At 48.1% G+C, this 22,440-nt stretch carries 25 protein-coding genes; 14 read left to right on the forward strand and 11 right to left on the reverse strand.

Annotated features, from left to right (window positions below):
- Positions 1-27: 27 nt before the first annotated feature.
- From bsh to AB5150_RS14005, 3 genes are all read right to left on the reverse strand, one after another.
- Positions 28-1,008, reverse strand: coding sequence for a choloylglycine hydrolase (bsh, locus tag AB5150_RS13995; protein ID WP_015534064.1), 981 nt, complete (start codon positions 1,006-1,008; stop codon positions 28-30).
- Between the two features lie 31 nt (positions 1,009-1,039).
- Positions 1,040-1,468, reverse strand: coding sequence for an N-acetyltransferase family protein (locus AB5150_RS14000; RefSeq protein ID WP_368292083.1), 429 nt, complete (start codon positions 1,466-1,468; stop codon positions 1,040-1,042).
- A 196-nt stretch (positions 1,469-1,664) separates the two neighbouring features.
- The gene (locus tag AB5150_RS14005) at positions 1,665-1,787 is read right to left on the reverse strand and encodes a hypothetical protein (protein WP_368292084.1); all 123 of its coding nucleotides are present in this window, start codon (positions 1,785-1,787) and stop codon (positions 1,665-1,667) included.
- Between the two features lie 236 nt (positions 1,788-2,023).
- Here AB5150_RS14005 and AB5150_RS14010 point away from each other — a divergent pair, with 236 nt between their 5' ends.
- The 13 genes from AB5150_RS14010 to AB5150_RS14070 all read left to right on the forward strand — a co-directional run bounded on the left by AB5150_RS14010 (position 2,024) and on the right by AB5150_RS14070 (position 11,152).
- A complete protein-coding gene (locus AB5150_RS14010; protein ID WP_015534245.1) occupies positions 2,024-2,383 on the forward strand; it encodes a PadR family transcriptional regulator in 360 nt (119 codons plus the stop codon).
- Complete coding sequence (locus tag AB5150_RS14015) at positions 2,380-2,838, forward strand: DUF1700 domain-containing protein (protein ID WP_117530251.1); 459 nt, start codon at positions 2,380-2,382, stop codon at positions 2,836-2,838. The genes AB5150_RS14010 and AB5150_RS14015 overlap by 4 nt, the downstream gene beginning before the upstream one ends.
- A gap of 3 nt (positions 2,839-2,841) precedes the next feature.
- On the forward strand, positions 2,842-3,285 hold the full coding sequence (locus AB5150_RS14020) for a hypothetical protein (protein WP_117499030.1): 444 nt from the start codon (positions 2,842-2,844) through the stop codon (positions 3,283-3,285).
- 165 nt (positions 3,286-3,450) lie between these two features.
- Positions 3,451-3,873, forward strand: a complete 423-nt coding sequence (locus tag AB5150_RS14025; protein ID WP_195380277.1) for a sigma-70 family RNA polymerase sigma factor — start codon at positions 3,451-3,453, stop codon at positions 3,871-3,873.
- Positions 3,866-4,063, forward strand: coding sequence for a helix-turn-helix domain-containing protein (locus tag AB5150_RS14030; RefSeq protein ID WP_195380276.1), 198 nt, complete (start codon positions 3,866-3,868; stop codon positions 4,061-4,063). The genes AB5150_RS14025 and AB5150_RS14030 overlap by 8 nt, the downstream gene beginning before the upstream one ends.
- Before the next feature lie 31 nt (positions 4,064-4,094).
- Positions 4,095-4,379 (forward strand): hypothetical protein, encoded by a 285-nt coding sequence (locus AB5150_RS14035; RefSeq protein WP_227135515.1) that lies wholly within the window; start codon positions 4,095-4,097, stop codon positions 4,377-4,379.
- Between the two features lie 738 nt (positions 4,380-5,117).
- Positions 5,118-5,513, forward strand: a complete 396-nt coding sequence (locus AB5150_RS14040) for a plasmid mobilization relaxosome protein MobC (RefSeq protein ID WP_002594236.1) — start codon at positions 5,118-5,120, stop codon at positions 5,511-5,513.
- Complete coding sequence (locus tag AB5150_RS14045) at positions 5,485-7,110, forward strand: relaxase/mobilization nuclease domain-containing protein (RefSeq protein WP_002594235.1); 1,626 nt, start codon at positions 5,485-5,487, stop codon at positions 7,108-7,110. The genes AB5150_RS14040 and AB5150_RS14045 overlap by 29 nt, the downstream gene beginning before the upstream one ends.
- The gene (locus AB5150_RS14050) at positions 7,100-7,486 is read left to right on the forward strand and encodes a cysteine-rich VLP domain-containing protein (RefSeq protein WP_002594234.1); all 387 of its coding nucleotides are present in this window, start codon (positions 7,100-7,102) and stop codon (positions 7,484-7,486) included. Before AB5150_RS14045 ends, AB5150_RS14050 begins: the two co-directional genes overlap by 11 nt.
- Before the next feature lie 130 nt (positions 7,487-7,616).
- Positions 7,617-8,357: a replication initiator protein A gene (locus AB5150_RS14055; RefSeq protein ID WP_002594233.1), complete on the forward strand. Its 741-nt coding sequence runs from the start codon at positions 7,617-7,619 to the stop codon at positions 8,355-8,357.
- Positions 8,354-9,208: an ATP-binding protein gene (locus AB5150_RS14060; protein ID WP_002594232.1), complete on the forward strand. Its 855-nt coding sequence runs from the start codon at positions 8,354-8,356 to the stop codon at positions 9,206-9,208. The genes AB5150_RS14055 and AB5150_RS14060 overlap by 4 nt, the downstream gene beginning before the upstream one ends.
- The gene (locus AB5150_RS14065; protein ID WP_002594231.1) at positions 9,205-9,399 is read left to right on the forward strand and encodes a transposon-encoded TnpW family protein; all 195 of its coding nucleotides are present in this window, start codon (positions 9,205-9,207) and stop codon (positions 9,397-9,399) included. The genes AB5150_RS14060 and AB5150_RS14065 overlap by 4 nt, the downstream gene beginning before the upstream one ends.
- A 127-nt stretch (positions 9,400-9,526) precedes the next feature.
- Positions 9,527-11,152 carry a recombinase family protein gene (locus AB5150_RS14070; RefSeq protein ID WP_002594230.1) on the forward strand — a complete coding sequence of 542 codons (1,626 nt, stop codon included), beginning with the start codon at positions 9,527-9,529 and terminating at the stop codon, positions 11,150-11,152.
- A 75-nt stretch (positions 11,153-11,227) separates the two neighbouring features.
- Here the strand turns inward: AB5150_RS14070 and AB5150_RS14075 are convergent, their stop codons facing one another.
- The 5 genes from AB5150_RS14075 to AB5150_RS14095 form a co-directional block, all read right to left on the reverse strand.
- The gene (locus AB5150_RS14075) at positions 11,228-12,085 is read right to left on the reverse strand and encodes a sensor histidine kinase (RefSeq protein ID WP_368292087.1); all 858 of its coding nucleotides are present in this window, start codon (positions 12,083-12,085) and stop codon (positions 11,228-11,230) included.
- Between the two features lie 24 nt (positions 12,086-12,109).
- Entirely contained in the window at positions 12,110-12,778 is a 669-nt protein-coding gene (locus tag AB5150_RS14080) for a response regulator transcription factor (protein ID WP_368292088.1), read from the reverse strand.
- 15 nt (positions 12,779-12,793) lie between these two features.
- Positions 12,794-14,875 carry an FtsX-like permease family protein gene (locus AB5150_RS14085; RefSeq protein WP_349818904.1) on the reverse strand — a complete coding sequence of 694 codons (2,082 nt, stop codon included), beginning with the start codon at positions 14,873-14,875 and terminating at the stop codon, positions 12,794-12,796.
- Complete coding sequence (locus AB5150_RS14090; RefSeq protein ID WP_004849881.1) at positions 14,865-15,638, reverse strand: ABC transporter ATP-binding protein; 774 nt, start codon at positions 15,636-15,638, stop codon at positions 14,865-14,867. The genes AB5150_RS14085 and AB5150_RS14090 overlap by 11 nt, the downstream gene beginning before the upstream one ends.
- 271 nt (positions 15,639-15,909) lie before the next feature.
- Positions 15,910-16,182, reverse strand: coding sequence for a solute carrier family 23 protein (locus AB5150_RS14095; protein ID WP_349818906.1), 273 nt, complete (start codon positions 16,180-16,182; stop codon positions 15,910-15,912).
- A gap of 147 nt (positions 16,183-16,329) precedes the next feature.
- Here AB5150_RS14095 and AB5150_RS14100 point away from each other — a divergent pair, with 147 nt between their 5' ends.
- Positions 16,330-18,129 (forward strand): alpha-amylase family glycosyl hydrolase, encoded by a 1,800-nt coding sequence (locus AB5150_RS14100; protein ID WP_368292089.1) that lies wholly within the window; start codon positions 16,330-16,332, stop codon positions 18,127-18,129.
- Between the two features lie 63 nt (positions 18,130-18,192).
- Here AB5150_RS14100 and AB5150_RS14105 read toward each other — a convergent pair whose 3' ends face one another.
- The 3 genes from AB5150_RS14105 to AB5150_RS14115 form a co-directional block, all read right to left on the reverse strand.
- Positions 18,193-18,987: a hypothetical protein gene (locus tag AB5150_RS14105; RefSeq protein WP_368292090.1), complete on the reverse strand. Its 795-nt coding sequence runs from the start codon at positions 18,985-18,987 to the stop codon at positions 18,193-18,195.
- Positions 18,988-19,022: 35 nt separating this feature from the next.
- Complete coding sequence (locus AB5150_RS14110; RefSeq protein WP_117551093.1) at positions 19,023-19,604, reverse strand: xanthine phosphoribosyltransferase; 582 nt, start codon at positions 19,602-19,604, stop codon at positions 19,023-19,025.
- Between the two features lie 270 nt (positions 19,605-19,874).
- Positions 19,875-22,316, reverse strand: a complete 2,442-nt coding sequence (locus AB5150_RS14115; RefSeq protein WP_368292091.1) for a LuxR C-terminal-related transcriptional regulator — start codon at positions 22,314-22,316, stop codon at positions 19,875-19,877.
- Positions 22,317-22,440: the final 124 nt, after the last annotated feature.

Below are 22,440 nucleotides of genomic sequence, written 5' to 3' on the forward strand. Positions count from 1 at the left end.
TCCTTTCTCCCTTGTAAGCCACATACATCAGTTCTGCCAATTGATATTCTCCCCCTGGATAAGAGGGTATCTGGCAAGCTCTGCGCCGTCCAGATTCTCCCTGTTCATATCCACTGCATTTATCTGATGACCCTCATAGGTATTGTAATAGTATATTCCCTTGTCAGCATTGCAGCAGGATGTGTATATGGTTATCTCATATTTATCAGGCGCAACCTCACAGCAGCCCCTCTGCTGATCCACAGAGCCAAGTATGTGAAAGAACTGGCTTACACTCTCAACCTCAGAATCCGCAGGCAGACTGTTCTGCTTCACAAATGCCACCCTGGCAAATCTCGACGTGGACGACAGATCCCCCGGAAGTCCTATGGCTCCCATGCCGCGGCTGTAAGTGCTCAATCCAACCTCAGGTGCAAATGTGTTCACAGGCTGCTTTGGTGACAGTCCCATATACTGATTGAGCAGGAACATCTGCTGCGGAAATGGCGGGTTGTTCGTGAGAACCCCAACAGGATTCTCATACACATGAAGTCCGTCAGCCATGCACTCCACTGTTATGGCGCCATTTCTGTCCGCGATGATCCAGTGGAGCTGCGCTGTAGGAAGCTGCTCGGAAAACGGTGTTCCTGTCAGGTTCATCCTATCCAGTGCCACCCTTGCCTCACCTACACTGGCACAGCTTCCGAGTATCCATGGAATAAACTCATACTGGGCTACATTGTCCCTGTCACCGCTCTCATCCACTTCCTGATACGCGGCATTTCCAACGAAATTCAGGCCTGCCATTCCAAGTCCCTTCTCATTTATAGCATCATAGTAGAGAGGATAGCCACCCGCCACATGTGCCATTCCTATCATGGCATAATGGCTGTCCTTCCTGCCCATATATCTGAATTCAAACGGGTAATTTCTCGGAGTCACGGTGATCTCATCGCCGTACGAGAATTCATAATCAAGTGTTCTTCCAAAATAGAAATTCTTTGTCTTATATGTCGCTGCTGTACACATATTTGTCTCCTTTCAAATCTCAACAGATAATTTATATCATCATCTCAAAGCCGTAGCAGCTCTTTTCAAAGCCATAGTGCTCGTAGAAGCCATGTGCCCCTGTCCTCGGAAGTCCGGAATCAAGGGTGATAGCCTTGCATCCCCTCTGCTTTGCAAGCTCCTTTGCATGATCCAGGAGTGCCACACCATATCCCTTGCCACGGTCCTCCTCTCTTGTTATGAGACTTGACACATAGCATGTGAGCCCCGACATCCAGAATGTATTGAAATAGTCTCCATGGCACATACCTCTGCAAATGCCTTCATCCCATAATAAAAACGCAAAGCTGCGTTCGTCATTTATGACGTCCATATATACTTTGCGTATTTCTTCCCTGTCATATGTATTATATGTCCATAATTTCTCTATAAAATCAAATACAATATCAAAATCCTCTGCTGTCGCTTTTCTGATCTCCATAATTATATTCTCCTTTCCCACTGAGTTTCAGTCCACGTAAACTGACTTTGCACCATCAACTAAATTACAACCAATGCTTACATTATAAAATATCAAAGTGATTATTAACAGACCGCCACTCATAAATTTATTATAAAATATCCCGGTAAAAAGTGAGGAGGCAGATACGCACAACGCTGTATCTGCCTCCTCACTTTTATATCTTTGTCTCCACATCCGGGAATTCAAGTACTATCTCAAATCCATTCTGCCACTTTGAATTTGCCGTCACTGTGATGCCTAGGTCATGCGCCATCTCACTGACAAGATACAGTCCCATGCCCGTTGCATGCTTCCTGTTCTCACCCGAATCACCCGTGACACCCTTCTCGAATGCTCATGTGCCATAAAGTAACATACAAGAATTGATAGACAGCAACCCACTATTCCGTTATTATCTTACGCACACACTTTGTAACTTTTTCGTTAAGCCTATTGACTCTGATACTTCGGAAGAGATATAATATAGTTGCTACTTAGCTAACCTAAATAGCGAAACTAAAGAGAGGCGACGATATGAATAACAAATATGTCCAGCAATTCAAAAAAGGCTCTCTGGAAATGATACTCTTATGCCTAATCGGACGCAAGGAAACTTATGGATATGAAATTATAACCGAATTGAACAATAGTGCGTCTGTTTTGGGATATGCGAAAGAGGGAACCATTTATCCCATTTTGTATCGTTTACAGGAAGCAGAACTAATCAAATGCCGGTTGGCTCCGGCTGCGGCAAATGGCGGCTCAAAAAAGTATTATTCTTTAACTGATAAAGGCAGGAATGTACTTGATGAACTAATCTTATTTTGGTCAAGCTATGAAAACTGCGTAAATGGCTTTATAGAAAGTTATCAACAAGCGAGGGTGTCCAAATGAAAGAACAATATATCAAACAGGTTGAAAAGGAACTATCTTTACCACGCAAAATGAAAAAAGAGGTTGTGCGTGACTTGAATGAAGTTTTTGCGTCTGCTATGGAGCATGGAGAAACAGAGCAGCAGATTATCCAGCGTTTGGGAACGCCAAAAGAATTTGCAGACAGCACCGCAGAACAGTTTGGTATTGATAACACCAAATCGAAAAAAAGGAACGGCATCATTTCTACTCTTGCTACGCTTGTTATCGCGGTTGCTGCCTTTTCGGTATATGCTGTTACGCAATCAGGAAAAGTGCCAGAAGGAGCAATCGGACAAGCCGACGCGACAACAAATATACAGATTGAGGGCGCGTTTGCCTTTGATATTTCGCAAATCCTTTTGGCTATTGGGTTTGCAGCAACAGCTATTGCTATTTTGTTAATTATCCGAACCATACACAAAAACAGGAGGTAACCAATGAAGAAGTATATTTCTGTATTCACAATCATGGTTATGATTTTTTTGGCTGCGTGTTCTAATCAAAATACATCATCTACACCGACAAGCAATGAGAACAATACGCAATCTAATAGTGTTACAAAATTGGACGAGGGTGTTTGGCCTGCGAATGAGTACACAGAGGGGCTTCCTGTTGCGCCTGGTACGGTTGCATGGGCTACACTTGATACAGAACATGAGAATTGCAATATCAACCTTACCGGCATTAGCGAAAACGACTATAACGAGTATATGGAGCTTTTGAACCAAGAAGGCTTTTCCGTAATTGAAAATGTATCAGAGGAAATCGAGGGAGAAAACTATGTTTCTATCGGGACGCTTTTATCAAACGACGAAAAGTGGTTAAGTATCAGCTACATACCCAATAGTCTAACTATCTACATTTCCTTTGACAATAACTGAAAGAGATAACGGAATAGCAAAGCCAGTCGAGCCAGTCAACGGTCAAGATGAACGGCGCATACGCGCCGCCGTTGACAGCCCCGCCCGCCTTTGCAGACAGGCAATCAAGGGGCGACAGCAAAAAGTGCTGCCGCCCCGCACTATTATCAGAGAGGGGGAATTTCCATGACCGAAGATGAAGCCTACAAAGTGCATATCCAGTACACCTTTAACGCCTTTTGCAAGGTTGTCATTCGTCACGCCGCCATAGATGAAATTTTGAAGATGCGCCGGAGGTGGGAACGGGAAGTTTCCCTTGACTATTTGATGAATGAGAAGTTTGTCCAGCTTGCCGAGCCGGAACAGCTTGAAGAATACCTTTTTACCGCCTGCGGCCAGACCGCCGTTCTGTACCATGCGGAACTTGCCGCTGCCCTTGCCCTTTTGCCGGAGCAGGCACAGGAAGAAATTTTCCGCTATTACTTCCTGCGCCAGCCGCAGAGAGTGATCGGCGTACATATCGGCCGGACACGCAGCACAGCGGGGCGGCATATCCAGCTTGCCTTGCAACGGCTTCGGAAGGAAATGGAGGTGAGCCGGTATGAATAAACTTCTCCCCTATGAAACAATCGTCAAGGCGCATGAGGGCGACCCGGACGCAATCGACACCATTCTTTCCCACTACGCCGGATATATCCGCTACTGTTCCAAAGTACACGGGAAAGTCAACGCCGAGGTTGAGGAATATGTGAAGCAGAAGTTAATTGCCGCACTGTTCAAGTTTCGCTTTGACCGATAGTAAACAGGAAATTAAGGAGGCAAGAGGTTTTATGAAAAATCAGCTTTCAACAGTGACGGAAGTTGTAGTTAGAAGCATCTTTTACATCATCACAAACTATGTATTTGTTAGCATGGGACTGTCGTTTCATACTCATTGGATTGCAATTCTATTTTTACTTTCAATGGTATGGGCTACTATTGACTACGGCAAGTCTGTAAACAAAATAACCGGGAAAAAGGTTATTGCTGAAATACTATGTATATGCTGCATTGCGATAAGTATAGCGATTGCATATTTTGTGGGATATATTCAAGGAGCAATCATTTCCTTTTGAAAACATAACGCAATAACTCTCCGTTTATCATACCAATATGAAATGAGTTTTCAAAACTGAATACCAGCCGCCACCGGCGCGGCCAGCGAAAGCAGTAAGTCTGAAAAAGATTTACTGCTTTTTTTGTTGCCCGGTTCCGCTTCCGGCCATTTCGCCCTGTTCAGATTGTAGTAGTAAGTGAGGGGGAAACTTTTCTGCCCCGGCGTTTGGCATTTTTGATTTTTGTCCGTAGTAAGAAGCAAAGAGAAAATAAGCCGTTCCGTTTGGCAAATTTCAAAGCGCGGTGGTGTAGGGAGTGAAAGGAAAAATTCTCTGCCCCGCCGGTTGCCAAAATCCTGCTACCCGGATTACAGAAGCGAAAGAAATTTTGAAAAATCCCCGTCCAGCGGGTAGCTGGCGGCCTTTGAAATGTATCTTTAGCGGAAAGGAAAAAAGACCGCCCATAGCGAGTCGGAAGCCCTGTCCTGTCCGTTCTATGTACGGAAAAAACCGACAGGGGCAGTCTGCGGCAGTTACAGAGCAAGATTCTACCGAGGTGCCAAAATTCGCTTATCGCTCATTTTGCCCCTGCGGGAATCTTGTTGGGGAGTGCCTTCCCCAAACCCTGCTTATGCGGCTTGCGCCGCTGAAAAACCCCTCAAAATATTTTTCGGATTTTTCAAAAACAGTTCCGCTTCACACCCTGTTTTTCTCCTATTAGTGAGAGGACACCACGCACAGAAAGGAGGTCAACCACCTATGAAACGATACAACACGCCGCACCGCAGCCGGGTAGTCAAAACACGCATGACCGAGGAAGAATACGCCGAGTTTGCCCAGCGGCTTTCTGCTTACCACATGAGCCAAGCCGAGTTTATCCGGCAAGCCATAACCGGGGCAGCCATACGCCCCATCATAACCGTTTCCCCCATCAATGACGAGCTGCTTGCCGCTGTCGGGAAGCTGACCGCCGAATACGGGAGGATCGGCGGCAACTTAAACCAGATAGCCCGGACGCTGAACGAGTGGCACAGTCCCTATCCGCAGCTTGCCGGGGAGGTACGGGCGGCGGTTTCCGACCTTGCTGCCCTAAAGTTTGAAGTCTTGCAGAAAGTGGGTGACGCTGTTGGCAACATTCAAACATATCAGCTCTAAAAACGCCGACTATGGCGCAGCGGAAGCCTATCTCACATTTGAGCATGACGAGTTTACCATGAAAGCCACCCTTGATGAAAACGGGCGGCTGATACCGAGGGAGGATTACCGCATTTCTTCCCTCAACTGCGGGGGCGAGGATTTCGCTGTTGCCTGTATGCGAGCCAATCTCCGCTATGAGAAAAACCAAAAACGGGAAGATGTGAAAAGCCACCACTATATCATCAGCTTTGACCCACGGGACGGGACAGACAACGGCTTGACCGTAGACCGGGCGCAGGAGCTGGGCGAGCAGTTCTGCAAGGAGCATTTCCCCGGACACCAAGCCCTAATCTGCACCCACCCGGACGGGCATAACCACAGCGGGAATATCCATGTGCATATCGTCATCAACTCCCTGCGGATTTACGAAGTCCCGCTTCTGCCCTACATGGACAGACCAGCCGACACGCTGGAGGGCTGCAAGCACCGCTGCACCAACGCCGCTATGGAATATTTCAAGAGCGAAGTCATGGAAATGTGCCACCGGGAGGGGCTTTACCAAATCGACCTCTTGAACGGCAGCAAGGAACGGATAACCGAACGGGAATACTGGGCGGCAAAGAAAGGGCAGCTTGCCCTTGACAAAGAGAACGCCGCCAGAGAAGCCGCCGGACAGCCGACCAAGCCCACCAAGTTTGAAACGGACAAGGCGAAGCTGCGCCGGACGATACGGCAGGCACTTTCCCAAGCTGGCAGCTTTGACGAGTTTTCTTCCCTTTTGCTGCGGGAGGGTGTGACCGTCAAGGAGAGCCGGGGGCGGCTTTCCTACCTCACGCCGGACAGGACAAAGCCTATCACAGCCCGAAAGCTGGGGGACGATTTTGACAAGGCTGCTGTCCTTGCCCTGCTCACGCAGAACGCCCACAGAGCTGCCGAACAGACCAAAGCCATACCCGAATACCCTGCCGCAGTTAAAAAGCCGTTACAAGGGGAAAAAGCTGCAAAAACCACCCCGGCAGACAACACCTTGCAGCGCATGGTTGACCGGGAAGCCAAGCGAGCCGAGGGCAAGGGCGTGGGCTATGACCGCTGGGCGGCAAAGCACAACCTAAAGCAAATGGCAGCTACCGTTACCGCCTATCAGCAGTACGGCTTTTCCTCCCCGGAGGAACTGGACGAAGCCTGTTCTGCCGCCTATGCCGCCATGCAGGAAAGCCTTGCGTGGTTGAAGCAGGTGGAAAAGACGCTGAACGGGAAAAAGGAGCTGCAACGGCAGGTGCTTGCCTATTCCAAGACCCGCCCTGTCCGGGACGGGCTGAAACAGCAGAAAAACGCCAAAGCAAAAGCAGCCTACCGTCAGAAGCATGAAAGTGACTTTATCATAGCAGACGCAGCCGCCCGCTATTTCAGGGAGAACGGCATTTCCAAGCTGCCGAGCTATAAATCCCTGCAAGCAGAGATTGAAAGCCTTATCAAAGAGAAAAACAGCGGCTACAACGATTACCGGGCAAAACGGGAGGAGTACCGCCGCTTGCAGACTGTCAAGGGCAATATCGACCAGATTTTACGCCGGAGCGAGCCGCAGCGCAGAAAGGAGCAGAGCCATGAACGGTAATATCCCCCGCATGGACTACCGCCAGTACCGGGCAGCCCGCCGCCTTGTGCATGAGTGCTGCAACTATGACAGCGGGAACTGCCTGCTGTTGGAGGACGGCGAGCCTTGCGTGTGTGTACAGAGTATCAGCTATTCGCTGCTCTGCCGCTGGTTTACCGCCGCTGTCCTGCCCCTTGATGAAGCACTGGAAGCCGCCCTCTTGCGCCGGGGAAGCCGGAAACGCTGCGCTGTCTGCGGGGCGTTCTTCTTCCCAAAATCCAACCGGGGGAAATACTGCCCGGACTGCGCCGGACGCATGAAGCGGATAAACGCCGCCAAACGGAAGCGGAAACAAAGGGAGAAATGTCACGCTTTAGGGCATTTCAAACCCGCATAAATCAAGGCTTTTTTGGAGGGTGTCAAAGGGTGCGTGATACATTTATCCTTTTCCCTTAAAAACGCCCCCTAAAAGCGTAACAGAACCCACAGACAGACACCACAAGGAGGTGAACCCTATCGCTGATTATATGACCGCAGGAACGGAGCTGCCCGCTTACCTGCCTTACCCCCGTTTCCTGCTGGAAACAGACCTATCCCACACCGCAAGAGAGTTATATGCGCTGCTGTTAGACCGTTCCACCCTTTCGCAGAAAAACGGCTGGCAGGACAGCGAGGGACGGACATACATTGTCTACCCCATAGCAGAGATAGCGGAAATGCTGGATAAAGGCTGCACCACCATAAAGGGCGCACTGAACGAACTGGACGCTGCCGGGCTGCTGGAACGCAGACGGACGGGCTTTTCTGCCGCCAACCGTCTGTATGTGAAAGTGCCGCCTATCCCAGTGGTACAGTTTTCCGACCAACTGACGGACGGAAAACCGCCCCTCATAAGGGCGGGAAACCGACCAACTGACAGCCGGAAAACTGACCTTATGACGGTCGGAAAACCGTCCCCTAACCAAACTAATATAAACAACCTAATAGAGAGCCAAACAAAAGGAGCGAGTGAGGGGCAGCCCCCCGCCGCTTATGGCAGATATAAAAATGTATTTCTTTCTGACACAGAACTTTTGGAGCTGGAACAGGACTTCCCCGGCAAGTGGGAGTATTACCTTGACCGCCTTTCCTGCCACATCGCTTCCACCGGGAAGCAGTACCAGAGCCATGCAGCCACCATTTACAAGTGGGCGCAGGAGGACGCTGCCAAAGAGAAGCCAAAGAAAGGCATACCGGACTATTCATTCAAGGAGGGAGAAAGCCTATGACCGATACAATCCACAACACCATACTGCCTATGACCGACACCACAGCCGAGCCGGAGGATTACACCGGGGAGGACGGGCTTTTATACTGCGGCAAATGCCGGAAACCCAAAGAAGCCTATTTCCCGGAGGGCAAGACCTTTTTCGGGCGTGACCGCCACCCGTCAGAGTGCGACTGCCAGCGGGCAGCCCGTAAGGAACGGGAAGCCGCCGAGAAGCGGCGCAGCCACCTTGAAACGGTGGAACGGCTGAAACGGCAGGGCTTTACAGACAAGACCATGCAGGACTGGACATTTGCCAACGATAACGGCAGCTGCCCGCAGATGAAGAACGCCGCCGGATATGTGGCACGCTGGGAACAGATAAAGGACGGGAACTACGGGCTGCTCTTGTGGGGCAGGGTAGGCACTGGGAAAAGCTATTTTGCCGGGTGTATTGCAAACGCCCTCATGGAGCAGGAAGTCCCGGTGTGCATGACAAACTTTGCAGCAATATTAAACGACCTTGCCGCCAGCTTTGCGGGCAGGAACGAATATATTTCCCGCCTTTGCAGCTTCCCCCTGCTCATCATTGACGATTTTGGAATGGAGCGTGGCACAGAATACGGTCTGGAACAGGTCTACAATGTGATTGACAGCCGCTACCGGAGCAGGAAGCCGCTGATTGTGACGACCAACCTCACGCTGGAGGAATTGCAGCACCCGGAGGACACCGCCCACGCCCGGATTTATGACCGCCTGCTTGAAATGTGTTCCCCTCTCTGCTTTACCGGGGAGAATTTGAGGAAAGCCGCCGCACAGGGAAAAATGGAACAGCTGAAACGGCTGCTTGCCGGAAAGGAGATTTGCCTATGACCGACACCCAGAGAAACAAACGCCCTGCCCGCCGCCCGGACTGCGTGACCGAAACGAGGATAGGCAACACAATCCTTGTGGTGTCTGGCTTTTTCAAGGAGGGGGCGACCGACACCGCCGCTGACAAGATGATGAAAGTGCTGGAAGCAGAAGCCGCCGCCGGATATTTGACCTGTGATAAGCCTGATTGAAAAACCGTCATTTTTACCGACCGTAAAGAAGCAGATTTGACGCTTTTGCCGCTATACAGACAGCCGCCCCATGTGGTACAATCAAGGTACGGAATAGTGGGGCTGGCTGTCGGAAACGGAGGAATTTATGTTAAGACAGACCACCCAGCAACTCATTACCGCCCTTTACCCAAGACTGTCCCATGAGGACGAGCTGCAAGGCGAGAGCAATTCCATTTCCAACCAAAAGAGGATTTTGGAAACCTATGCCAAACAGAATGGATTTTCTAATCTGCGCTGGTACACCGACGACGGTTATTCCGGTGCGAACTTTCAAAGACCCGGATTTCAAGCCATGCTTGCAGACATTGAAGCAGGGAAAGTCGGGACAGTTATCGTCAAGGATATGTCGAGGTTAGGGCGAAACTACTTACAGGTGGGAATGTACACAGAAATGATTTTCCCACAGAAAGGTGTCCGCTTCATCGCTATCAATGACGGAGTGGACAGCGCACAGGGGGAAAATGATTTTGCCCCGCTGCGGAACATTTTTAACGAATGGCTGGTGAGAGATACGAGCAAGAAAATCAAGGCAGTAAAACGCTCTAAGGGCATGAGCGGAAAGCCCATCACAAGCAAGCCCGTCTATGGCTACCTCATGGACGAGGACGAAAACTTTATCATTGACGAGGAAGCCGCCCCGGTGGTACGGCAGATTTACAGCCTTTGCCTTGCCGGGAACGGTCCGACCAAGATAGCCCGTATGCTGACCGAGCAGCAAATCCCCACGCCGGGGACGCTGGAATACCGCAGGACGGGCAGCACCCGCCGCTACCACCCCGGCTATGAGTGCAAGTGGGCGACCAATACCGTGGTTCATCTGCTGGAAAACCGGGAATATACGGGCTGTCTGGTAAACTTTAAGACCGAGAAGCCGTCCTACAAGCTGAAACACAGCATAGAAAATCCCCCGGAAAAGCAGGCGGTTTTTGAGAACCACCATGAGCCTATCATTGACCGGGAAACGTGGGAACGGGTGCAGGAGTTACGCAAGCAGCGCAAACGCCCCAACCGTTATGACGAAGTGGGCTTGTTCTCCGGCATACTCTTTTGTGCCGACTGCGGCAGCGTCATGTACCAGCAGCGATACCAGACGGACAAGCGCAAGCAGGACTGTTATATCTGCGGAAGCTACAAGAAACGCACCGCCGACTGCACAGCGCACTTTATCCGCACTGACCTCTTGACCGCTGGCGTACTCTCCAATCTGCGGAAAGTTACCAGCTATGCGGCAAAGCATGAAGCCCGGTTTATGAAGCTTTTAATCGAGCAGAATGAGGACGGGGACAGACGCAGGAACGCCGCCAAGAAAAAGGAGCTGGAAGCCGCCGAGAAACGCATAGCCGAGTTATCTGCTATCTTCAAGCGGCTGTATGAGGACAGCGTAACCGGGCGCATATCGGACGAGCGTTTCACAGAGCTGTCGGCAGACTATGAAGCCGAGCAGAAAGAACTGAAAGAACGTGCCGCCAGACTGCGGGAAGAACTTTCCAAAGCGCAGGAAGCCACCGCAAACGCTGAAAAGTTTATGAATGTGGTACGCAGGCACACTACCATTGAAGAACTTACCCCTACTCTGCTGCGGGAGTTTGTGGAGAAAATCGTTGTCCATGAAAGCGTTGCCCTTGACGGGAAACGCCGGGGCAAGTTACGCAGACAGGAAATCGAAATCTATTATTCTTTTGTCGGCAAGGTAGAACTGCCCGACACCTAACCGCCCGACCTATCCGACATACCTCATGTGCCGGATAGGAACGGCAAAATTTTTTACACTTCTATTACTTCTTTATCACACATAAGCAAATATGTATGGCATGTCACAGCTCTTTACACCTATGCCATTGTCACTCACGGACAGCAGCTTTTTGTCACCCGCCGTCCAGAAGTCAAATGATATCTCCGGCTGCTCATTTGTGTATTTCATGGAATTGCTCACAAGCTGACCGAGTATAAACTGCAATCCCCTGCGGTCACTGTACACCTCTCCATTCTCAAGACACTTTCTGACCCGTATGCCCTTCTCCTCAAGCAGGGATCTGTAGTCAGCTATCACCTCATCCACGCATTCTTCCACATCTATGCTCTCCATGAGATAATCCTTGGAATCGCTTTTCAGTCTGGCGTAGTAGAGCATCTGGTCCACATAGTTCTGCATCTGGCTGGTCACATTGTCCATCTTCATCACAACATTATGAGGCAGCTCATCTCTCCTGTTGTCCACCACAAATGTCAGCAGAGAGATGGGGGTCTTGATCTCATGTGCCCAGTTCTCCACATACTCCTGATAATCCCTGAGCTGTCTGCCACTCTGCATCACTGAATCTCTCAGATCGTGAAGCTCCTCCGACAGCACGCTCACATATTCCTGTTCAGAAGCCCCGCACAGGCTCCTCATTTCTATCTCGCTCTGTTCATCTGGGGCAGTGACAAATCTCCTGAACGCCTCAATCTTCTTCCTGTCCTTTATACACAGCACCGAGCACACCACCGCGAACAGTATCACAGTGAACATGCCAACCAGCACCCTTATTCTGACAAATGCCTCTGGTGCCACAAGCCACATGAAGAAGCAGAACGCCACGTCCGTCAGAAGCAGCAGACCAAGCCAGACAATATTCTGTTTTATAACAAGTCCAAATCTTTTCATATTTTCTCCACTCTGACTAGTGGGTCAGGCACCTCCGTCCCCAGGGAATATTTTGTATCCAACGCCTCTTACAGCTATGATCTTTGCCTTCATATCCAGTCCCGCCATTGTCTTTTTGAGTCTTGTAAGATTCACCTGCAGGGCATTTTCATCTATATACTCCGATGTGCCCCACACTGCCTCACAAAGTTTCTCCTTAGACACGACATCTCCTCCGCTTGTCATAAGTGTCTCAAATATACGTCCCTGATTCTGTGGAAGCACCGCAGATCTCCCATCTATATACAGAGTGTATGTCTGAGTGTCCAGAAGAAACCCTTCTCCTTCGATCAGGTTCTGTCTGCCCTCGTACCTCTTGAGCACATTTGCCACCCGGGCCAGAAGCCGCTCACGGCGGCATGGCTTCGTGAGGAATTCATCAGCGCCCAGCTCCAGCGCATGGAGCTCGTCCTTTAGCTGGTCCCTCGATGTGAGAACCAGCACCGGGACAGAGCTCCGCCTCTTGATCTCCCGGCATATGTCAAAGCCGCTCCTGCCAGGAAGATTGATATCCAGCAGAAGAATATCCGGAGCCATGTCCAGTATCTGTTCTATTATGTTGTCAAATCCATCTGGCTTAACTGCCCTATATCCTGCCTTTGTCAGCATATCCAGAAGTTCATCGCACATGAGGACATCGTCCTCAACCACCATCACACACTTCACCGTTTACTCAACCCTTTCCGGTGTCATCATCGCCATGAGATATCTGTTGCTTGAGCGTTTCACCGCTGTCATATAGATATATTCTACCACACACAACAGGATTATCATAACCGCAGCTATGATAAGTATCTGTTTCACACTGCCACGCATGGATTCTGACAGGATTCCCGTGAGCAGAGCACGCACACCGAATATACTGCTGACCGCCGCCACGGCAACCGGGATTCCGAAATACCAGCCCACCTGTCTGTTTGCTGAGCTGCAAAGCATTTCGTATGTCGCGCCAAGCTTCACAAGGGTTCTGTACCTTCTGCCGGACTTTCTCTGTCCCATCAGGAACTGAACACCGATTATGGTATTTGCGATTATGAGGAACACCACCGCCAAATAAAGCGTTATATATCCTGCAGCCACCGTGTAGAACATATTTCTTCCTATGTTCTGCAGATAACTCTCGCAATCAGCGTTTATACTCTCAAAATCTATGCCGTCAAGTTTCTCATTTTCGTCCATTATGGCTTTCATGAGGCCCTTATCGTCCACGATATCCTTTTTGAGAACGGCATTTACATATAACTCGTAATTGTCATTTGTCAGTCTGGCAAATGTATCATCGTCCACGATAAGTCCGAACGACAGGGTTATCGATGAATCTGTCACAATCTTCGTGGTCTGGACCTCTCCGGTCAGATGATACTCATCTCCTCTTACATCCACCTCCGGACGCTCTGCCAATACCTCATTCAGTAAACCTCCGCGGTAATCAGTAAAGAAATCCGTATAGAGTGCCAGTTCATTCTCTCCGAGCTCCAAAGGCTCCTTTCCCGCAGTCTCAAGCACCTTGTTGTACGCACTCTCCTGGATCAGGTAAGGGTATGTCATGTATGACATGTTATTTATAAGCACATCCCTATCCTCTGAAACCTTGAGTTTTTCAAGTGCGGATATGACATTCCCCACGTTCACAGCATCATCATGGGACTCATTTTCACCCATCTTTATATAACCAAGCTTCATATCGAATACGTCCGAGAAATCCTCCAACACGCCGGTTTCCTCCAGTTTCGCGCGGATATTCCTGCTGTCCGTCTCAGCGTCACCCCCATATGAGGCAAATGTATAATCGAGCACATGATCCATATTCTGTCTGGATATACATATGCCAACGCCCGCACCGCAGCAGCACAGAGCGCCGAGTATGAGTATCGAGCTTATTGCAAGCGTTCCAGATTTTGTTACTACATTTTCGTGTATCTGCCTGAAACCGAACACAGCAAGTGGTTTTGAGCCATTTGCACGTCTGGCCAGTGCATCAACAAAGAGCCTGAGACCGAAAAACAGCAGGAACATGCCAACAAATCCCAGTGTTATGGTGACCGCCATATATTTTACGCTGATCCACGAATAGCCGCCTATTCCCTGACAGTATGCAATGACCAGCGCAACAAGACCGAGGACTGCACTCACACCATACACAGGAGCCGGAAGCTGTTTCTTCTCTGTCTCCGGTGTATCTACAAGGAGATCGCCTATCTGCTTTCTTGCAAGCTTACCGCTCAGTATGAGAAATGCTGCAAGCTTTATCGCTACAAATCCAACAGTTGTCAGTATGACTGCCTGCAGTGAAAATGATACGTGATGACCTATAACGCCAAGACCTACCAGTCTGGCTGTGAGAAGGCTGACCACCTCAGACATCAGGATCGCTATAGGAAGTCCGATGAGCAGAGCCACTACGCTGCTGCCCAGATCCTCCGCAATCAGCAGGGCAAAAAGCTTTGATCTCCTCATCCCCATCATTATATACATTCCAAGTTCGTGCCTCCGTCGTTCGAGCTGGTATTTGCTTGCATAGTATATAAGAAAGAACAACATGACCAGTGAAAATACATAGAACACCGCCGCTATCTGAAGAAGACTGTTCACCGCATCGCTTTCAAGACTTCTCAGGAATATCATCACATCCTGATGGGACAGCGCCAATATGATATAAAATGCCACTATGGACACGACCAGCGAAGCGAAGAACAGACCATTCTCTTTCCTGCTTCTCCGGCTGTTCCTCATTGCGAGTTTAAAGAACATTTGCGCTGCCTCCTCCCATCTGCGCCATCAGCTTGAGTATCCTCTCATAAAACTCCTGCTGTGACTCTCTCTCCATATCTCTTCTGAGCTCATGGAATATCCTGCCATCCTGTATGAAGAGTATCCTCTTGCAGAAGCTGGCCGCATTTGAGTCGTGGGTCACCATAAGTATGGTAGTGTTGTCATCCCTGTTCAGTCCCAACAGTTTCTCCATGAGTGCCTTTGCATTTCTTGAGTCGAGTGCTCCGGTCGGCTCGTCCGCAAGAATGATCCCCGGATTAAGTATGAGTGCTCTGGCGGCCGCAACCCTCTGTCTCTGACCACCAGACATCTGCGATGGGAATTTGTCAAGCACGTTATCTATCTCCAGATATGATGAAAGCTTTTCCAGTCTGTTTCTGCTCTCATCCTCGGATACACCGTGTATTGACAACGGAACCATAATGTTCTCTCTGCCTGTTAGATTGTCCAGAAGTTCAAAATTCTGGAACAGATAACCTATCTCCCTGCCTCTGTACTGCGCAAGCTTCGCACCTTTAAGCGCCTGTATCTCTTTGCCCTGAAGCTCTATGGTTCCGCTGTCAGGCTTTATGACCGTTGCGATACAGTTCAGCAGTGTGGACTTTCCCGATCCACTGCTACCCATGATGCCAAGGAACTCCCCCGGCATGACCTGAAATGATATGCCGTCCAGAGCCTTAGTCTGGTTTGGCTTTTTGCCATAGTATTTCTTCAGTGATTCTATCTTTAATAAACTATCCATATTGTTCACCTTTCTTTATTTTTATTTGGGGACGGAGGTACCTAACCCCTTTTGACCTATTTTGAAAAAGCAAAAACAGCGCCGCTCTGATATCATAATATCAGAACGACGCTGTGATTAACACTTACACCTTATGAAAGGTTTTTATTCTACATCCTCAGTCTTTGGGGCCTCGTGGGCATCCATGTTCTTAGGAAGCACAAGATTCAGAATGATTGCAACTATGAATACAACAGCCACACAGTTCTCAGCAAATACCGTCTGCACGATCTTAGGGAAGAGTTACTGATATGATCGCGTTCCAGTTGAACTCCGGCTTAAATGGCATGATGTGAGGGAGTGCTATGACTGATGTTCCGCTGAGTGCTGAGAAATCCACCATACCCATGCACACTGCTACTATATATCCAACCACAAGTCCGAACAGAACTGAGAGCTGCTTCCAGTATGACTTTGCAAATATATGGAAGAGCAGACAGCACGCCAGCGTCACTACTCCAATGGAGCCTTTTTCCTGCATCTGTGGCTCTGTCGTGCAATACATACATGACTTTTTGTCGCATTTTTCTAATTTTTTTAGTATAATATAAACGTTGTGGGCAGCTTCTGATAACACTTGCAGCTCACAGCGTATATCAAATAATATCGGGTGCTTTGTATTTGACAGCACCTAAAATATGGAGGGATAACTATGGCATGGTATGATGAGGCAGTTTTTTATCACATTTATCCACTGGGACTTACGGGAGCCCCTAAACAGAACGACTACGGTGAGCCTGTTCACCGCTTAAACACCCTGCTTCCATGGGTGGATCATATAAAGGAGATTGGCGGTTCAGCACTGTACATCGGACCACTCTTTGAGTCAGTCGGACACGGCTACGAGACTACAGATTACAAGAAGCTCGACTCCCGTCTCGGAACAAATGAGGACCTGACAGCATTTGTGGCTTACTGCCATGAACAGGGAATAAAGGTCATCTTCGACGGAGTGTTCAACCACACAGGCCGTGACTTCTTCGCATTCAAGGACATCCAGGCAAATAGAGAGAATTCACAGTACAAGGACTGGTACTGCAACGTGAATTTCTGGGGCAACAACGAGTACAACGACGGTTTCTCTTACGACAACTGGGGAGGCTACAACCTTCTCGTCAAGCTGAATCAGAAGAATCCTGCTGTCGTTGACTATATATGCGATGTGATCCGTTTCTGGGTGAGTGAGTTCGATGTGGACGGAATCAGACTTGACGCTGCGGACGTCCTTGATTTTGATTTCATGAAGGCACTGCGCCGCACAGCAAATGAAGTGGAGCCGGATTTCTGGCTCATGGGTGAGGTCATCCACGGCGACTACAGCCGCTGGGTAAACGGCGAGACTCTTCACAGTGTCACCAACTACACACTTCACAAGGCTCTGTACAGCGGCCACAATGACCACAACTATTTTGAAATCGCGCACACTGTAAGACGTCTCCAGAACATGGGAACATTAAAGCTCTACAACTTCGTAGACAACCATGATGTGGAGCGTATCTATACAAAACTTACCAATAAGGCTCATTTTGCACCTGTACATGTATTGCTCTACACTCTTCCGGGTGTGCCTAGCATATACTACGGTTCAGAATTTGGTATTGAGGGACGCAAGGAATATGGCTCAGACGACAGCTTAAGACCAGCTCTCAATATAGAAGATTACAAGGATTCAGTAAAAACCAACCCTTGCACAGCACTCATCGCCGCACTCGGCAAGGTACGTCAGGCCGTTCCTGCACTGTCATATGGCAGCTACGATGAGCTGATGCTCACCAACAGACAGTTCGCATACGCGAGGGATCTTGACGGAACACGTGTCATCGTGTCAGTGAACAACGACGATGCCCCAGCCGGAATGCACCTTGCAGCAGGGAACTGCACAGCATACATCGGCGCCCTGTCAGGCGAAAAGGTATCTGTACAGGATGGTCATATCAACATAACCCAGCCTGCAAACAGTGGAGAGATCTGGGTGCCTGAGGGAACAGACCTGGATGTAAAGCCGGTTAAGGTTGTGACGAAGACTGAGAGCGAAGCTAAGACCAACACAGAAGATAAAGCAGCATCTGAAACAGCTACCGATGCAAAAGGCAATAAGGAAGCTGAACCAAAGATAGAATCCAAAGAATCCAAAGACATTGTGACTGCTACAGAATCTGCAGATGCTAAGAAAAACACAACCAATACTGAGAAGAATATTTCTGCCGCCAACGAGGTAAAAGATTCAGCCAAGGACGCTTCTGCCCAAGCTGCTGCCGACACCCCGGTTGATCCAGAAACCATCACAGTTGACTGGAGCAAGTCTCCGGAATCCATGACAGTTCCTGAACTTCAGGCTGCTATCCTGGCAAAGCTTGCAGGCAACGGACCTGTTGATGCGCAGATGAAGAAGACTGTCACAGACAACATCTGGCATGACTCTCTTGTGAACTGGCTGAAGAGTTTTAGATAAAATTACGTAGAAACAGCCAGGTGCATATTCTCCAAATTGGAGAACATACACCTGGCTATTTTTTCACCTAAAAATCAACAAATTGCAGCCTGCGGCCATCAAACCTGATATAATCATCAAAAAAACTGCTGACCATATCGCCTGACTGCTGAATATACCACTGTTTTCCAGATAAAATTCGTACGGATTTTCTGGGTTGATATAAAGATATACCACATCGCCTTTACTTATATTCAGTCCATATACATACGTCTGCTCATACACTTTATACTGCTTATCCCTGTATGTAAATTCAAATACTCCCGCCTCCGGATATCTTCTGCCGGCTCTCATATCCTGTCTCATATCTGCACGTACATCATGGCATACAGCTTTCACAGTAAATGAACATCTTCGCTCAAGCGCTTTTCTCTTACATATCACAGAGAGCAGTGTTATTGCACTGACCACAAAGAATGCACAGGCAAATATCTCTGCATAAAATGCTCCAACATTGCAATTTTCTCTCCCCAATATCCGTTCCGGGAGCAATACTATCTTATCCGCAAAAGAGCCATCTTTCACAGCACACGCCGCCCATATCAGCGCCGATGCAGCACCGGCAAACACAGATATGAACACTATACCGATGATGCTCCCCCGCTTTCGCTTCTTAATCATCGGAATAAGAGTCTTTAGAATTATGACAAGAACTATCCCGGCAAAAAACTGCCCCACAACAAGCATAACAGCATCCGTTCCGATCTCACTTGCAACAAATCCGGCTATAATACTGGCAACAAACCATATGCCAAATATTACGCCTCCAATTTTCTCAGGCATAGAAACATTTTTTTCTTCTAAATTGTTATTTCCCATATACCCCACCTCTCAGCAAATATCCCGCAGCGATCCTACTGCTCCCTGAACTTTATCTCGCCCGTAGCAGCGTCCATGCTGTCCACTATCGCAAGCGACTCAAGATGATATCCGAGATTCCTGATGACCTGACCACCTGTCTGGAAGCCCTTCTCAACCGCGATTCCGATTCCCTCTACGCTAGCGCCTGCTGACTTGACTATGGAGATGAGTCCCTGAAGCGCACATCCATTTGCAAGAAAATCATCTATGATAAGAATCTTGTCCTCCGGATTTATAAATTTTTTGGATACGATAACCTGATTCTTACACTTGTGTGTAAATGACTCTACCTCTGCCACATATACATCGCCCTCTATGTTGATGCTCTTTGACTTCTTCGCAAATACAACAGGCACGTCAAAATGTCTGGCAGCAACACAGGCAATGCCTATTCCGGATGCCTCTATAGTAAGGATCTTGTTGATCTCTGTTCCCTCAAATCTCTTCTTGAACTCCTCACCGATCTGATCAAACAGACGTATATCCATCTGGTGGTTCAGGAAACTATCCACCTTGAGAACATTGCCCTCCTTTACTATTCCATCCTTAGTTATTCTCTCTTCCAAAAAATTCACGTCGTAATTCCTCCTTGAATACCTGTCAAATACGAATCCGTCCGTACTCGCTCATTCTCTAAGTTCCAAACGCCATCTTCACCAACACTTTTATGCCATACGGAAATTATCCTCATCTCAATCTGACGTTACTGATTCGTATGTAATCATAATTATAGACATAATACAACAACAATCTAAGTTTTTCCACCCTAATTATATACATTCATATACAACTTTTACATGCGGTGTATTCAAGTAAATCACCACCGAACACAAATCTCACAATCACTAGATAAGTCCCCTGTTAGATGCCTCCCTGACCGCCCCGGCCTTATCAGTCACCCCGAGTTTCCTGTACACCTGGTTCAGATGATACTTTACATTCGCCTCCGACATGTTGAGTCTGTCCGCTATCTTCTGTCTGGACAAGCCCTCTGCCTGCAATTTAAGTATGGCTGTAGCCGTCTCACTGAGTTGAACATCGTCCACTCCCGCTTTCATATATCCGGGGTAGTATCTCGTCATACTCTCAGTCTCCTTCTGCAGTTGTCTGAAATATGCCCTTCTTTCGGCTATCTCCTTGTCGTCAGCACCATCTTTCTCGACTTTCCATCCACAGGTATTTATAAGAGTATTCACCGCCGCACCTTCTCTGGATATAATCCTTGTGAAGCTATATTCCATCGCAGTATCAATAGCATGGCACATCGCCTTTTTCCAGTCATCATTTTTTAATCGCTGCAAAGCTACAGCCATCAGCACACTACATTCTATCCCTATATACGTACGGGACATCATCTCAGCATAATATCTCAGCTTTGTCAGCAGCGAATATGCCTGTTCATTCCGTCCGCTTTGAAGGTATACTCTCACTTTGGTTAGATAGATAAACCTGTCATATATCCTGAATTCAACATTTTCATCCGGAGCATTTTCCATCCAACCTGTAACACAGGCTCTATCTCCTCTGTACAGGCTGCATCTGGTCTCAAATGCATATATATTGGGAAGGAGATTTTGTCCTTCCTCTTTTTCAGCCTTTCCCTCTATTCCATTCAAAACCTCAAGAGCCTCCTGTGGCTTTCCGTTCTGCAAATGCAGCCACGCCAATATACCATCAGCAACAAAGCACTGCTCGATTTTTCCTCCTGCTTCCGCCTGCATTCTGCCCTTTGCCGCAAGCGTTGCCACCTCGTAATTATCTCCGCTCTTTTCAAGAAAACTCTCCGCCAAAGCAAGATTTACAAGACCTTTTCCGTATTTTCCAAGCACAAACTCAACTATCCTGCCAACCTTCGAGGCCAGCTCTCTGTCTCTCTTGCTCCACTCACAGAAATCTTTTCCACCGTTCATCATTGAAGGCAGATTGGATGTAACCGACCATTCCTGTATTCTTACCTCCTTATTAAAGACCATTGTGTATGCTGACTTCAAAAGCTTTAATACATCAACACTTCCTCTGTGCGGCAGACCAATATCCAGATACAGCAAAAGCCCCTTTGCATTTTTCCTGGCACTTCCCTGGTTTTCATCTGCATATAATTTTAGTCTGTCGTACCATCTTTCACTCTCATCAGGATTTAGAAGGAGTGACTGCAGCATGCTCATACCACACATAAGCTCAGGACTTTTCTCGATGACATGATCCGGAAGTTCCAGGTAATATTTTTTCAGATCATAGTAATAACCACTGTTCGCCGCATGTCTGGCATTATCGACAAGTATTGAAACTATTCGCTCTGTAACTCCTGTATTTTCATACATCTCCAAAGCTTTCCTTATATCTCCGTTAAGTCTGTAAAACAGTCCGGCATTCTCATACAGGCCTCTTATACGCTCTTTCTCGTACTTCCGCTTAAGACGTCTGCGCATAGAGACCCTCATGTGAAACTGCAGTTGATATTGTGTATTGCCATCCTTATCCATCCGGCTGGTCATAAAGTTTCCAAGCCACTTTGCCCTCTCGATCAAAAGCTCACTGTCACTTCTTCCGGTTATCATCTCAGCCTGTTTTGTTGTAAACTCATCCACCACGGATATTTCCATGAGAAATTCCTGCATTTCCACATCCCAGTTATCATACACATGATACTCAAGGTAATTACACATCTCATCCTCAACGCGTCTCGAAAAATCATTATACATATCATCTGTTATCTCGCTTGTATATGCCATTTCCATGTATTTGATGTGGCACATCTCCACAGCCAGCGGAAGTCCTGTAGTCTCATAGTACATTCTCTGCACTTGTGCCTCATTGATACTAAATCCAGCGTATTCAGCATACTTCTTTATATCCTCCAGACTGAACATAAGCAGCTTGCTGTCCACCACATAAAATCCTTCTTGAAATCTTACAGCAGAAAGCCATGGGGGAACCGGACACCGGCCAACGAGTATAACCCATACGTCTTCTCTTCTAATGAGTTCTATGATCTGCTCCCTCACTGTGTCCACATCCCCCCATGAGAGCTCGTGCAGATTATCTATGACAATTATTTTTCTTGCGTTGCTGCTTTCTACCACAAGGTCATCCGGTCTGATACCGCCGGCATCCACCACCATGTACTTACGTGTTCCAAGATATCTGCTGACAAGAGTCGTCTTTCCCGAACCACTGACCCCGAATATATATGCAGTTACATTCCCTTCATCCGCTGTCTTCAGAAGCCTCCAGGCTTTTTTCGGTTTTATAAAACAGCCTTTATTACCCGAAGCCGTATTCCCCATATGTACAAATCTCCTTTTCTCACTTTTTAATCCCGGTATAGATAATCAACACCCTGTATATATCAGCAAAGGTGCCTGCATCCAGCCCCAACGGGCCGGATATCAAGCACCTCATGCAGCTACT

Origin of the sequence: Coprococcus sp. RTP21281st1_F1_RTP21281_210402, assembly GCF_040915325.1 — a bacterium.
Taxonomy (GTDB): Bacteria; Bacillota; Clostridia; order Lachnospirales; family Lachnospiraceae; genus Coprococcus; species Coprococcus aceti.